Source organism: Kribbella sandramycini (assembly GCF_013131805.1).
Classification (GTDB): domain Bacteria; phylum Actinomycetota; class Actinomycetes; order Propionibacteriales; family Kribbellaceae; genus Kribbella; species Kribbella sandramycini.
Genome location: NZ_JABJRC010000007.1, coordinates 1 through 12,529, shown reverse-complemented (window position 1 = coordinate 12,529; position 12,529 = coordinate 1). Strand labels below are relative to the sequence as shown.

The following is a 12,529-nucleotide window of genomic DNA, read 5'->3' as shown; positions in this document are numbered from 1 at the left end:
ACGCACTCCGGCCCCCGGGACTTCCCACCTCCCCGGGGGCCGCGGTGCGTCTACAGCCGGATAGCGTCAGGCACTATGCGCACAACATTCCGCCCCATTGTTCTGGCATCCGTTCTTGCTCTCACCGCGACCGGTCTGGTGACCGGGCCGGCCGCTGCGGCTCCCGTCGTACCGGCTGACTGCGGTGTGTGGACGACGGCGTACCAGTCGTCCGGTCAACGTGTGTCGTACGGCTACAGCAACCAGCAGACCGCGGTCGAGTCCTACCCGGGCGACACACTGCCCTGGGTGCCTACCGCGCAACAGCAGCTCGGCGCTGCAGGTGACACCGACCTGTTCATCAGCACCGAGCTGGTCACCCACCCGACCGACGGCTACCTGTACCTGTTGGAGCGTCGCGGCGAACGGACCAACGGCATCTGGAAGATGACCCGCAACGAGGCCACCCGTTTGGCGTCCGGCTTCGCCAACACCCGAGTGCTCGCCTACGGCTACCCGTACATGTACCGCGTCGCCGGTACATCGCTCTACCGCTACGAGGTCAAGTACACGAACGGCGCCTACACCGTCTCCGCACCGACCCAGCTCGCATCGACCAACTGGAACACCGTCAACACCTTCACCTACGAACGCACCGAAGGCGCCGTCGACATCCTCATCGGCACCAAGACCAACGGCGAGCTCAAAGAGTGGCGCATCAACCGCACCACCCCCACGAGCATCGCCTCCACCGTCCTCAAGACCACCGGCTTCGCCGCCTTCGGCAGCCTGAGCAGCGGCTGGTGCCAAGACCACCCGACCGCCCGCCCCCTGCTCGCCATCACCCCGGCCGGCGCGGCTTCGGCGTACTTCGACGCCAACGCAACCGACCGCAACGGCACCGACATCACCGGCGAATCGCTCGGCGCCCTCGGCTGGACCGGCAAGGCCTACGGCCAGTAACTGCCCCCGCGGCCGCCAATCGTTCGGCGGCCGCGCGGCAGTTGGTCAGTGGCCGAAGCGGTCCGAATCGGCGGCTGCCTTGGCCGTGCCGTCGAGGGCGGCCAAGGCGGCGAGCTGGTCTTCGGTGAGGTCGAAGTCGAAGACCGCGAGGTTGTCGGCGAGCCGCCCGCGGTCGGCGGACTTGGGGATCGGGACGACGTCCTGTTGCGTCTCCCAGCGCAGGATGACCTGACCCGGCGTCCGTCCGTGCGCTTTCGCGATCTCCTGGAGCACCGGGTGGTCGAGGAGATCCGTGCCCTTGCCGAGCGGGCTCCAAGCCTCGGTGACGATGCCGTGCGCGGCGTGGAACTCGCGCTCGGCCGCCTTCACCCAAACCGGGCTGAGCTGAATCTGATTGACCTCGGGCGCGACGCCGGTTTCGTCGATCAGCCGCTGCAGATGGGCGGGTTTGAAGTTCGACGTGCCGATCGCCTTCACCAGCCCGGCTTCACGCAGCGCGATCAACCCTTGCCAGGCCTCGACGTACCGATCCTGCTCCGGGTTCGGCCAATGGATGAGCAGCAGATCGAGGTAGTCGACCCCGAGCTTCTCCGCGCTCGCCTCGAACGCCGTCCGCGGCCCCTCGACGCTGTGCCACGCCTTGTTGAACTTCGACGTCACGAACAGCTCGTCCCGCGGCGCCCCCGCGAGCGCCCGCCCGACGCCGGCCTCGTTGCGATAGTTCTCGGCCGTGTCGATCAGCCGGTAGCCCAGCTCGAGCGCCGTCGCGACCGCGCGTTCGGCGTCCGCGTCATTCATCGGGGACGTCCCGAGCCCGATCCGCGGCATCGTCGTTCCGTGACTCAAAGTGACCGTTGGGGCCTGGTTCATCGGCTCTCCTCCTCGGCAGCGGGTGCCCGGCCACCGTACGCCGAACACCCTCCGCACCCACGCCGCACCCCGCCCCGGCCGCGGCGTACGGCGTACGGCCGAGCCGCCGGTCTCGGTCCCCGAATCGGGGGCGCGAACTGTCGGATCCGTGGTCCATGATGGACCTCGGCGGGGATCGAATCGCGTTGGAGGGATGGCGAATGCGCAATCGGCTGATCACTCTCGTGGACCTCGGTCTCGACAGCTCCTTCGACGCCTCGATGACCTTCGTCCAGGGCATCACCGGCAATATCAACGCCGGCTGGCCCGAGCCCGTGATCGACGTCAACTTCGTCCGCACCCGCGACCACGAGACCGCCTTCTCCGCGCTCACCACCCCCTCCACCGTCCTGCACGTGATGGCACACGGTGACCACAGCGACGAGCCCTCCTTCCTCTCCACCGACGGCCGCACCCAGGTCTCGCTCAGCTCCCTGGCCGACTGGTTCCTCGACCGCCAGTGGGGTATCGCCAGCGGCGTCGTCATCGCCGACGGCTGCAAAACCGGTATCGGCAAATGGCAGCGCGCCATCCGCGACTGCCTCCAGGACGACATCACCTACATCGGCACCAGCACCGTCATCGGCTGGTACGAAGCCACCGTCTTCTGCTCCGCCTTCTACGGCGCCCTGGTCCGCAACCGCGGCCTCGGCCGCACCCCCGCCGAACAAGGCTGGGACGCCGCCAACCGCGCCATCCGCGCCTACGAAACCCTTACCGACGCCCGCTGCCCCTACAAACCCGTCCTCCTCACCCCCTCCCGCCGAGCCCTCCGCTCCCTCACCGGCTAACCGACACGCACCCAATCGCCACGCTCCGTGCGGCCTGGAAAACTTTCTGTGGTTCAGCGTGCGAAGTGATCGGGGGCGGGCTTGCTGCAGACCTTCCGTGAGTTGATCGGCTCCTCGGCCTGGCAGCTCCTGCTGGCCGAGGGGATGTTGCGCAGTTACAGCCCCGGTCAGGCGATCCTCCGGCAAGGCGATCCAGGCGGGTTCTTGCTGGCTCTCGACCATGGCCGGGCCAAGCTGCTCGCCTCCGCCACGGATGGCGCCCAGCTGCTGCTGACGGTCCGGGGCGCCGGCCAACTGCTCGGTGAGCTCGCTGGTGACGAAGGCCTGCGGACGGCGACCGTCGAAGCGATGGACCGGTGTACGGCGTACTACCTGTCGACCGCGCAGTTCGATCGCTTCATCGCGAAACACCGCCTGGGTCAGGAGTTCCACCGCTATGTGACCGGGAAGTTCGACCAGGCGGTGTCCCGGCAGGTCGATCTCGCGCACCGATCGGCGCTCCGCCGGATCGCGCGACTGCTCCACGACACGGCGGTACTCGCGCCGAGCACCGCGGCCGATCCGATGCGCGTCCCGTTCACCCAGGAGGAGCTCGCCGGCTCGCTCGGTCTGGCCCGCAGCACGGTCGCAGACCAGCTCACCACACTGCGCGCGGCCGGCGCCTTGACCCGCGGTCCGCACCTGGTCGTTGCCGACCTCGACCGGCTGGCCGCGGTCTTCCGCGTCTGAGTTCCGCGTCACTCCCGCACTGTCCGATTCCGGACAAACTGCTCGGCCGCGCTCGCCCACTCTGAAGGGGACCGACCCGTTCCGAGGAGGCCCATGATGAGCACCCCACAGGACCCGCGCTACACCGGAGTTTCCGAGCTGCCGCCGTACCGCGCCTTGTTGGTGGTCGATATGAAGGACTACAGCGGCAATGCCGGCCGGGACCAGACCGAACTCACCCAGCTGATCCCCGAGGTCATGGAAGCCGCGTTCGAGCGCGCCGGCCTGGCCCGGATCTGGGCCCGGAAGACGTTTCACAACGGGACCGGTGACGGCTATGCCATCGGTCTGCCGCCGGAGTTGCTCCCGCACCTGCTGAAGCCGTACTTGTCGGCTCTGCAGGAAGAGCTCGAAGACCGCAACAGCCGTCGTCCGCACTACTGGAACGGCCCGATGCGCTTTCGGGTCAGCGTCAACCTCGGCCCGATCGCCGACTCGGGCGCGAATCAGCTGGGCGACGGGAGCGGCGCCGAGCGCGTGGTGCTGCATCGGCTCCTCGACAGCGACCCGGTCCGGCACCTGCTCGCCGGCTCCGATCCCGAAGTGACCCAGGTCGCCGCGATCATCTCGCGCCGGGTCTACGAGGACGCCGTACTGGCGCGCTTCGCCGACGACCCCGCCTCTTTGTACGTCGAAGCGGGCGCGGAGGTGAAGACGTACCAAGGCCTGGCGTACCTGCGCGTGCCCAAGCCCTCCGGTGACCTGCTGAGCCGGGGCTTTCTGAAACCACCTCGTGGTGCGGAGTCGGGCGCGCCCGCTACTCCGGCGGCTCCAGCTCCGCCCTCGGGAGGGTTCGGCGTACAGATCAACGGCTCGAGCGGGCCGATCTACACCGGCAGCGGGACGCAGAACAACACGTTGTACCGAGGACCTGAGCGATGACCGAGGCCCCGCCGGTCGCGGAAGCAGTCGAGCCGCCTCGGACCGAGGTCAACCACAGCGACGGACCGATCCACACCGGCACCGGCAATCAGCTCAACGACATCCGGTACTACGAGAGCCGCCCGCGGAAACCCCGCGTCACGAGTGTCACGCCGGCCTCGCTCCGCGAACTCGCGGACAGGTTCGTCGCACCCCCGGGATTCCAGCGGGCGGCAACCGTGCTGGCGAGGTCGGACGGCCTGGTCATCTTGAGTGGGGCCGCGGGCACTGGGCGCAACGCAGCCGCGCTGATGCTGCTGCGAACCGGCATCACCGCGGACACCGTCGTCCGCTTCATTTCGCCTGATCGGGAGACGTCGGCGGTCGCGGTCGAGCGACGCATCTTCGAAGCCGAGGACGTCCGCGACGACGATCGACTGGTGCTGGATCTCTCCGAGGCCGACGGCGAGTCGTTCGCCGAGCTGCAGGACTACCTGCCGGCGCTGCAACCCGCGCTCGAGCAGCGGCGAGCCAAGCTCGTCGCGATTCTGCCGCACCCGCACGGCGAGAGCTTGAAGACCGAGCTGTTGCCGTTCGTGGTCGAGATTCGCCGCCCGGACATGCTCGAGATCCTGCGCCGCCGGTTCGCCGCCGAAGGTCTGTCGGCGACGGACCTCTCCGGATATCGCGACGCCTTCGGCTCGTCGAGTATCGATGCACTGGTCCGAGTGGTGCATCGGGTTCGCGAGGCGCGGCATGCGCGCCCGGGGATCGCCACGGACGCGCTGCTCGCGGAGATCCTCAACTCGGCCGAGAAACGCCGGCAGCGGGTGGCCTACGCGGTGAAGTCGTTGGAAGCGGCCCGACCTCGCGCACTGCTGATCGCGGCGGCCCTCTTGCACGGTTTCTCGTTGCAGACGGTCTTTCTGGCGCAGGAACGGCTTCTGGAGTCGCTTCGGGTTGCCGACACCGAGGATCACGCCCTCGAAGTACCGCGGGTCGAACAGGCACTTGCCGAGCTGACGCTCGAGCTGTCGGTGACGCCAGAGCCGGGCCAGCGGCTCCTTTTCAGGGATCTGGAGCTTCCGGCCGAGGTGCTGCGGCACTTCTGGGACGAAATGCCGTGGTTGCGCGGCCGACTGACCGGCTGGGTCGGCGACCTCGTGGAGTCGGGAGTCGGCACGCTCGACCGGTTCGACATGGCGACCGTCGCACGCCGCTTTGGTGCACAGTGCCGGCGGACGCGGGATGCCGACCTGGCCGTCCGCCTGGTCGAGAAATGGTCCGACGACCGGTACCAGTCGCAGCGGTCCGCGGCGTACACCTTGCTCGAAGAACTCCTCGACGACGACGGAACTGCCCCGGCGGCCCGGCAGTTGCTGTACGGCTGGTCGCGGGACGCCCGGCTGTCGGACGGCCGGGCAGCGATCGTGGTCTCGGCCTGCGTCAAGATTCTCGCCGAGCGGTACCTCGACCAGGCCGTGGTCCGCTTGTTCTGGCTGGCCGATCATTCGGCGCCTGACGTTCGCTTGGCCGCCCAGGACGGGCTCAGGCAACTGGCAGCGGAGCCGGGGCGCCGCCTTGCCGTGATCGACGCCGTTCTCGAACGCTGGCGGTTCGATCCGGCCAAGTTCGCGGCGGTCGCGGCCCCGGAGCTGCTGTCGATATTCCGTGGCACGGCAGCACTCGAACGGATCGTCGCCGGATGGCAGCGGGCCTTGCTGGAAAGCGAAGGCACGCGCCAGAGCACGCTGTTCCGGCTGTGGCTGCGGGCGTACGCCGAAGCTCTGACTGAAGGCCGGTCGTCCGACGCCGACGCCGTCCAACGGCTGCTCGCCCAGGTCTGCGCCCACCACCGCGAGCTGCTGGACGCGTTGTTCACGACAACGCTCGAGTGGCTCGACGTGCGCGGCGACGATCCGATTCGTCGCCGGACCGCCCAAGTTGTCGAAGAACTCGTCCGGCGCGGCCGGCGACTGATCGCGCCGGAGGCCGACTCATGAACCTGAATCGCAAACTCGTTGCCGCGGCGCTGCCGCTGCTGGTCGCTGTGATCTGGACGATCGCCAAGCTGGGATGGCTCGGCGTCGTTCTGGCTGCGGCTGTCGGGGCGATCGGATGGATTGCGTACCGCTGGGCCGTGCAACGGCAGCCCGCCGAGGACAACTCGCACACGTCGCTGCTGACCACCAGCGGACTGCCGACAGCCGACGAGACCGTGTTCCTCGAACTCTCGGCGACCGTGCACTGGAACGCGGTGAAGCCCGAGACGTATCACGGCGATCTCGCCCGCGAGCTCGTCCTTCGACAGGCCCGCGAGGTGACGAGCCGATGGCGACCGATCCAGTACTCCCTCGCCCAACACGAGCTTGCCGCGCGGATCGGGCGCCCTGAAGCGGAGACGCCGGGGGAGCTCGAGGTCTGGGCGACCGACGTCCTCCTGACCCTTCCCGAGGCCGTCCAGCAGCACCTCGCCAAGTTGGACGAGGCCCATCGCGACGGGCTGTTGTGGGAGGTCAGCGCCGTCAACGAGACGAGGATCCGCACCTACCTGCGCGAGGACGCGCTGCGGACGCCGGCCTCCGCGGTCGTGTGGTGGCTGTCTCAGCATGAAGGCTCGGTCGAACGTGCGGTCGAGCTCGCCGATGTCCTCACCCGGCTGTCCCGGCTGGCCACCGGCGAGCCCGCAGCGGACGGAGCCGTCGACCTCGAATCGCTGATCGAGGCGATCGAGAATCTCGCCGAGCAGGCCCGAAAACCGGCCGCGCACAGTCTCGCCGAGGCCTTCGAGCAGACCGGTCTGACCGATCTCGCGACGGCGTTACGAGACAAGTACAAGCTCCCAACCCTCCGCCCGATCGTGGACCACCCACCGGACTCGGAGCCGCCGGAGCCGTCGCGCGAGACACCGGCGAGCGCCGAGCGTTGGCCCGCACCAGCCCCACAGACGGCCGCAGCGGCGAACGGCCGGGCGTCGGTCGAGGGACCGCCAACGTCGGACGGAGCGCGGACCGAGGGGTAAGGGAGGGGGCCCAGCCGCGTGGAGTTTGGTCGGGTGGGATTGGGATGAGGGTGGGTGCCCGGCCGGGTGGAGTTTGGTCGGGCACCCGGCTCGGCGGGCGAACTCGCCTTCGCTGGTCCGCCGAGGTACGGGGGGAGCGGGGGACGGGTGGGGTGCGTCGGAGGGGTGGGCGTCCGGCCGGGTGGAGGGAATCGGCCGGGCGCCTGCGGGGAGTTGAGGGCGGGAGGGGGCTTTCGGCTTGGGACGTGGGTGTGTGCGGGGGAGTGGGCTCGGGTCGCTTGGTGGGGGAACGGGTGGGGTGGGGAAATGGTCGGGGTGGGCGACACGCAGGGGGCGGCTGCGGGCGGGTGGGCGTGTGAGACTTTTGGGGGACTCGTCGTGAGGGCGAGGTCTGTGGTCTGGGTTGCCGGTGGCCTGGGCGGCGTAGGAACGGGGAGCCGTTCGGTACGCATTGGTTGATCCGCTGACGTCCGCCTGACGCGGTGAAGGAACACCATCATGAAGCTGCACCGGAACACTCTTCTGACTGCTGCTGCGCTGGTGCTGGTGCTGTACGTCGTGGCGCGGATAGCCGGGCTGCCGTCGTGGGCGCCGGTCGTCTTGGCCGTGGTCTTGTTGGTGTTGCTGGCGGTGGTGTGGAAACAGCCCGATCCGCCGAAACCTGTTGTAGCTGCGGCACCGGCTGCGCCGGCCCCGGTCGTGTTGCCGGACCCGGTGTTCTCCGGGCCACCGACTCGGACCGTGGTCGACGTCCGATTGCCCTCGGCGTCCGCGGACTTCCAGTTCAGCTTCTCGGCTGTGGTGCAGTGGTCGACTGTGCTCGCGGGATCGCGGCATGCGGACCTTGGCGCGGTCGCTGTCCATGCGTTGCTCGAGCGTGCGCGCGCGTTGACGACGGGCCTGCAGGTCACGGAGGAGGCGCTGAACCAGCACCGGCTGGCGGCGATCCTCGGCGAGCCCGCGCTCGACGACAAGGGACAGGTGCGCTGCTGGGCGACCGAGATCCGGTTGCGGCTGCCGGACGCCGATCAGCGGCACCTGCAGCATCTTGCCGCCCTGCATCGGCATGAGCAGACCACCTTGCTGGAACGGCGGATGGAGCAGGACAAGCGCGCTTACTTGAAGGAGGACGTCTTCGCGTCGCCTGGATCGGCGGCCGTCTGGTGGCTGGTCAACCACCCTGGCCAGGTCGAGAACGCGCTGGGCCTGCTCGACACGCTCGCGGACCTGTCGGCCGCGGCCAACGACCTCCCGCCCCGGCGCGACTCGGCACAAGCCGTCGAGCGGACCGCACCCACCCGGGCGGAGCTCGAATTCACCGCGGCGGTCGATCAGCTCGAAGCGGGCCGACCCGCCAACCAGCCCGAGCCGCCCGCCGAACCGCCGACAACGCCGTCCGCCGCGCCGCATCCAAAACCGTCCGCCGAGCCGAACGCCGGCCCGCCGACCGATCCGAACCCCGGCCCGGCTGCCGATTCGGCCGTCGGCCTGCCCAGCCATCCGAGCGCCGGCCAGTCGACCGATTCGAACGCCGAGACGACGTCCGAGCCGTCCGTCGAACCACCGCACGAGCATCGGCAGGCGGCCAACGGGACGACCGCGCGCCCCGCCGTCGGCCCCGGCCAGAACGGCTCGGCGACGCAGGGCGACCAGTACCGCGAGAAGTTCTACTCGGAGTAGGCCGATGCGGCGAGCCGTCAGCAGGGTTGGCCCGCCGCACCGGAACCGTGGGCGCCTCATTCGTCCAGCCAGCGGATCGTGGTGGCTCCGTTGTGCCCGTGGACGCTGACCAGCGCGTCGATCCCGTCGGGCCAGACGGTCGTCGTCGGGTAGCGCCCGCCCCAGTGCAGCGCGACCGAGCCATCCGTCCATTCGACTCCTTCGGCGACGACGCCCGTCCCGCTGACGCCGGAGACATCCACATGCCGCACCAGCTGGAAGCAGCGCGGACCGGCCTTGCTCGCGATCTTCAGATGCCGCCGCCGCGAACTTCGCCGCGTGAGCGTTGCGGTCCTACCGGTGATCTCGTCCATGGCCCAAGTCAACGTCCGGGCCGCTGCCTCCACCAGGAACTCAACCGGTATCCACAGGGAAGAAATTCGGACCCCCGACGGTCACCGGATCGCCGTAGGCTGATTGCAAGGAGTGACCAACGCGCAAGGAGTGATACTCGATGACAGTCATCGACCAGTGGACCGGCCGGCATACGCACGCCTTGCAATCGGCGCTGCGGCTGACCAATGAGGCGCTGGCGGAGCAGCTCGGCATCTCGGCACGCACGGTGACCAAATGGCGGGACAGACCGGAGATGGTCCCGAGCCCGCACCTGCAGGAGGCCCTCGACACCCTGCTGCGCGATGCCCTGCCCGACGCCAAACTCCGCTTCGCGGCCATCCTCGGGATCGAAGCGGCGCCGGCCTCGATCGATCCGGACGCCCTGAGCGAGCTCAACACCGTGATCGTCGACCTGGCCCGGGTGCTGGCCCGGCTGGAGAATGGGGACACACAGCGCTCGGCTTGATCGGCGAGGGGAGTTCGGAGTGCGGCGGCGTCCGGTGAATTCGTCGAGTATCCGTTCGGTCGGCTGGTCCGCCGGCACGCTCGAGCTCGAGTATGTGAACGGCTCCGTCTACCAGTACTTCGACGTCGCGCAGCCGACGTACGCCGCCCTGATGGCCGCGGCCAGTATCGGCGCCTACGTGAACCGCGAGATCAAGCCGAAGTATCGCTGCCGCGAGCTCTGACACCGTTTCCACTTCCGCCCGCGCGGGAACTGGGTGCACGTTCCACACGGGGATCAATCGCCCAGCCCAGGAGGTGGAAATGCGTACGCGGAGAGCGTCCACGACAGGTTCCAGAACTGTCGCCCTGATCGTCGCCGTGTGGTTGCTGATCGGCTTGGCCGCGGCCGCCCAGCGAAGCTACTTCTCCGGTTCCGACGCGACCTGCGCGAAGGTCGGCACGACACTGGTCACCATCGTGGCCGGCCCGCTCAACTACATCGGCGCGAACCCGAAGATCGACTGCGACGCGCCGCAGCCGTCGAGATAGTCCCCGCGTCGGCATAGCGTTCCCTGGGGGAGGGAACGTGGACGCAGTGCGGGAGCAGATCGGCGCGGATCTCGAGGAGCTCGGGGTGCCCGGCGTCAGCTGGGTCGTGGTCAAGGGCGGCGAGATCGCTTCGACCGGCGTGGCCGGCGTCCTCGGGGCAGATCGCCCGGTCGAGGCGACGTCGCTGTTCCAGGCCGCCTCGATCAGCAAACCGATTGCCGTGGTCGCGATGCTGCGGTTGGTCGATCGCGGCGTCCTCGAGCTCGACGCCGATGTCAATCGGCAGCTCAAGTCCTGGCAGGTTCCACCGACTCGTGGCTGGCAGCCCGCCGTCACCTTGCGGCAGCTCGCCAGCCACAGCGGCGGCCTGTCGGTGCCGGGGTTCCCCGGATACCGCCCAGGTTCGCCGTTGCCGACGACAGTGCAGATCCTCGAAGGAACCCCGCCGAGCAACACGGCCGGGCCGCGCGCCGATCGCATCCCGGGGATGCAGTTCGCCTACTCCGGCGGTGGTACGTCGATCATTCAGCTGCTGCTCGAAGATGTCACCGGCAGGCCCTTCCGCGAACTGATGCGTGAGCTGGTGCTGGAGCCGATGGGCATGCTCGACAGCGACTACGCCCAACCATTGCCGGCCGAGCTGGAGTCCAGAGCTGCGCTGGCCCATGACGAACTCGGCAGGCCCATCGACGGTGGATGGCACGTCTATCCCGAGCTCGCGGCCGCCGGGCTCTGGACGACGTCCGCGGACCTGGCTCGCTTTGCGATCGGCGTCCGGCGTGCGTATGCCGGCGTCGACGGTGCGCTGCTGTCGCCGGAGTTGGCGCGAGAGCTGCTGCGACCGCAGATTGCGGTGGAAGGACCGATGGCGGGTCTGTCCCACGCGGGGCTCGGAGTCTTCGTCACCGCCGATGGACGGTTGTTCGGGCACAGCGGCGGCAACGCCGGCTACCGCTGCAATCTCGTGCTGGACCGGGAGAGTGGTGACGGCCTGGCCGTGATGACGAACTCCGACAACGGCGGCCACTTGTCGATGCGGGCCTCCGCGGCAGCCGGCGCCGCGTTCGGCTGGGTCGATTACGAACCACTGGACTGGCAGGTCGCGGTTCCGACGGCCGAGGCGCTCGAAGCTCTCGCCGGTGACTATGTGCTGGACGGCGGGCTGCGGCTCGCGGCCGTCCCGCAGGGGAACAGCTTGCTGGTCACCTTCGACGGGCAGCCGCCTCTCCGGTTCGTGGCCTTGTCGGCCACGGAGTTCATGCCGACGGCGACCGATGCCCGCTTGGAGATCCGGGACGGGGCGCTGGTCTTCCTCCAGTCCGGAGTCGAACGAGCCTGCCACCGGGAATAGCTCGCGGGGCACCCCGGTTACACCTGATGCCGCCCGGTTCAAGACCCCGGGCTCCAACTTTCGCCGCTACGAGCGGCCACACGCCGAGAGGCGTCTGCTGGGCGGTGCGGTACGTGACAGGTGGGGAGGCGGTACGAGCGCCTCCCACCTCGTCATCCGGTCCCCCGGAAAGTCGCTTGCGCGGCGGGGGATGATGGAGATGTCGCTCGCGGAGACGCGTGTGACGGATGTGGTGAGAGGAGCTCCAGACCTCGATTTGCATCTGCACCCGGAGAGTCAGTAATGTTCTTCTTGTTGGGAGCGAGCGCAGGACGCGAAAGCGGCCGGTCGCACCGACAAACCCCCTAAGGCTCTCGCAGCCGAATCGCGCCTCTAGGCTCGAATCGGTCGCTGAGACACGGGGAGACTGGCTCGAAAAGCCCGATTTGACCGGGTCTGGACGAAACAGTAAAGTTGGGCGAGTTGCCCCGGAGCTTCGAATGAAAGTTTGAAGTGCGGTGAGCGTCCGATTCTTGAGAACTCAACAGCGTGCCGAAAGTCAATGCCGAAATACAGCATTAACCCCGTTCACAGGCATCGGCGAATCTTCCTAGCCCTGGTCCTTTGGACTTTGGGTGTGGGATGTCTTTGTTCTGTGACGGATTCCTTTGATAATTCATGGATTCAGTCAGTTTGATTGTCTCTGATGTTCAAAGGGTCAGTTCGAAGTTGTCGACATTCCAGCTTGCTGGTTGTCATATTTTTCAACGGAGAGTTTGATCCTGGCTCAGGACGAACGCTGGCGGCGTGCTTAACACATGCAAGTCGAGCGGTAAGGCCCTTCGGGGTACACGA

13 protein-coding genes and 1 rRNA gene are annotated in these 12,529 nt (G+C 68.2%); 12 read left to right on the top strand and 2 right to left on the bottom strand.

All coding sequences use genetic code 11. From position 1 onward, the window contains the following. The first annotated feature begins 75 nt into the window (after nt 1-75). A complete protein-coding gene (locus tag HPO96_RS25695; RefSeq protein ID WP_171676915.1) occupies nt 76-942 on the top strand; it encodes a hypothetical protein in 867 nt (288 codons plus the stop codon). A gap of 45 nt (nt 943-987) precedes the next feature. On the opposite strand, the gene HPO96_RS25690 is transcribed toward HPO96_RS25695, so the two are convergent. Next, complete coding sequence (locus HPO96_RS25690; RefSeq protein ID WP_171676914.1) at nt 988-1,812, bottom strand: aldo/keto reductase; 825 nt, start codon at nt 1,810-1,812, stop codon at nt 988-990. A gap of 200 nt (nt 1,813-2,012) precedes the next feature. Here HPO96_RS25690 and HPO96_RS25685 point away from each other — a divergent pair, with 200 nt between their 5' ends. The 6 genes from HPO96_RS25685 to HPO96_RS25660 all read left to right on the top strand — a co-directional run bounded on the left by HPO96_RS25685 (nt 2,013) and on the right by HPO96_RS25660 (nt 8,973). Then, nucleotides 2,013-2,642 carry a hypothetical protein gene (locus tag HPO96_RS25685; RefSeq protein ID WP_171676913.1) on the top strand — a complete coding sequence of 210 codons (630 nt, stop codon included), beginning with the start codon at nt 2,013-2,015 and terminating at the stop codon, nt 2,640-2,642. Between the two features lie 81 nt (nt 2,643-2,723). Next, the gene (locus tag HPO96_RS25680; RefSeq protein WP_171676912.1) at nt 2,724-3,371 is read left to right on the top strand and encodes a Crp/Fnr family transcriptional regulator; all 648 of its coding nucleotides are present in this window, start codon (nt 2,724-2,726) and stop codon (nt 3,369-3,371) included. Nucleotides 3,372-3,467: 96 nt separating this feature from the next. Next, on the top strand, nt 3,468-4,292 hold the full coding sequence (locus tag HPO96_RS25675; RefSeq protein WP_171676911.1) for a hypothetical protein: 825 nt from the start codon (nt 3,468-3,470) through the stop codon (nt 4,290-4,292). Further along, nucleotides 4,289-6,274, top strand: a complete 1,986-nt coding sequence (locus HPO96_RS25670; protein WP_171676910.1) for a hypothetical protein — start codon at nt 4,289-4,291, stop codon at nt 6,272-6,274. Before HPO96_RS25675 ends, HPO96_RS25670 begins: the two co-directional genes overlap by 4 nt. Then, the gene (locus tag HPO96_RS25665) at nt 6,271-7,293 is read left to right on the top strand and encodes a hypothetical protein (RefSeq protein ID WP_171676909.1); all 1,023 of its coding nucleotides are present in this window, start codon (nt 6,271-6,273) and stop codon (nt 7,291-7,293) included. The genes HPO96_RS25670 and HPO96_RS25665 overlap by 4 nt, the downstream gene beginning before the upstream one ends. Nucleotides 7,294-7,791: 498 nt before the next feature. After that, a complete protein-coding gene (locus HPO96_RS25660; RefSeq protein ID WP_171676908.1) occupies nt 7,792-8,973 on the top strand; it encodes a hypothetical protein in 1,182 nt (393 codons plus the stop codon). 56 nt (nt 8,974-9,029) lie between these two features. Here HPO96_RS25660 and HPO96_RS25655 read toward each other — a convergent pair whose 3' ends face one another. Next, nucleotides 9,030-9,326, bottom strand: coding sequence for a hypothetical protein (locus tag HPO96_RS25655; protein ID WP_238355534.1), 297 nt, complete (start codon nt 9,324-9,326; stop codon nt 9,030-9,032). Nucleotides 9,327-9,466: 140 nt separating this feature from the next. Here HPO96_RS25655 and HPO96_RS25650 point away from each other — a divergent pair, with 140 nt between their 5' ends. The 5 genes from HPO96_RS25650 to HPO96_RS25630 form a co-directional block, all read left to right on the top strand. Further along, nucleotides 9,467-9,814 carry a helix-turn-helix domain-containing protein gene (locus HPO96_RS25650; RefSeq protein ID WP_171676907.1) on the top strand — a complete coding sequence of 116 codons (348 nt, stop codon included), beginning with the start codon at nt 9,467-9,469 and terminating at the stop codon, nt 9,812-9,814. 19 nt (nt 9,815-9,833) lie between these two features. Next, a complete protein-coding gene (locus HPO96_RS25645) occupies nt 9,834-10,037 on the top strand; it encodes a KTSC domain-containing protein (protein WP_171676906.1) in 204 nt (67 codons plus the stop codon). Between the two features lie 79 nt (nt 10,038-10,116). Next, on the top strand, nt 10,117-10,344 hold the full coding sequence (locus tag HPO96_RS25640; protein WP_171676905.1) for a hypothetical protein: 228 nt from the start codon (nt 10,117-10,119) through the stop codon (nt 10,342-10,344). Between the two features lie 37 nt (nt 10,345-10,381). After that, nucleotides 10,382-11,695: a serine hydrolase gene (locus tag HPO96_RS25635; RefSeq protein ID WP_171676904.1), complete on the top strand. Its 1,314-nt coding sequence runs from the start codon at nt 10,382-10,384 to the stop codon at nt 11,693-11,695. Nucleotides 11,696-12,438: 743 nt separating this feature from the next. Further along, a 16S ribosomal RNA gene (locus HPO96_RS25630) occupies nt 12,439-12,529 on the top strand; the annotation flags it as partial.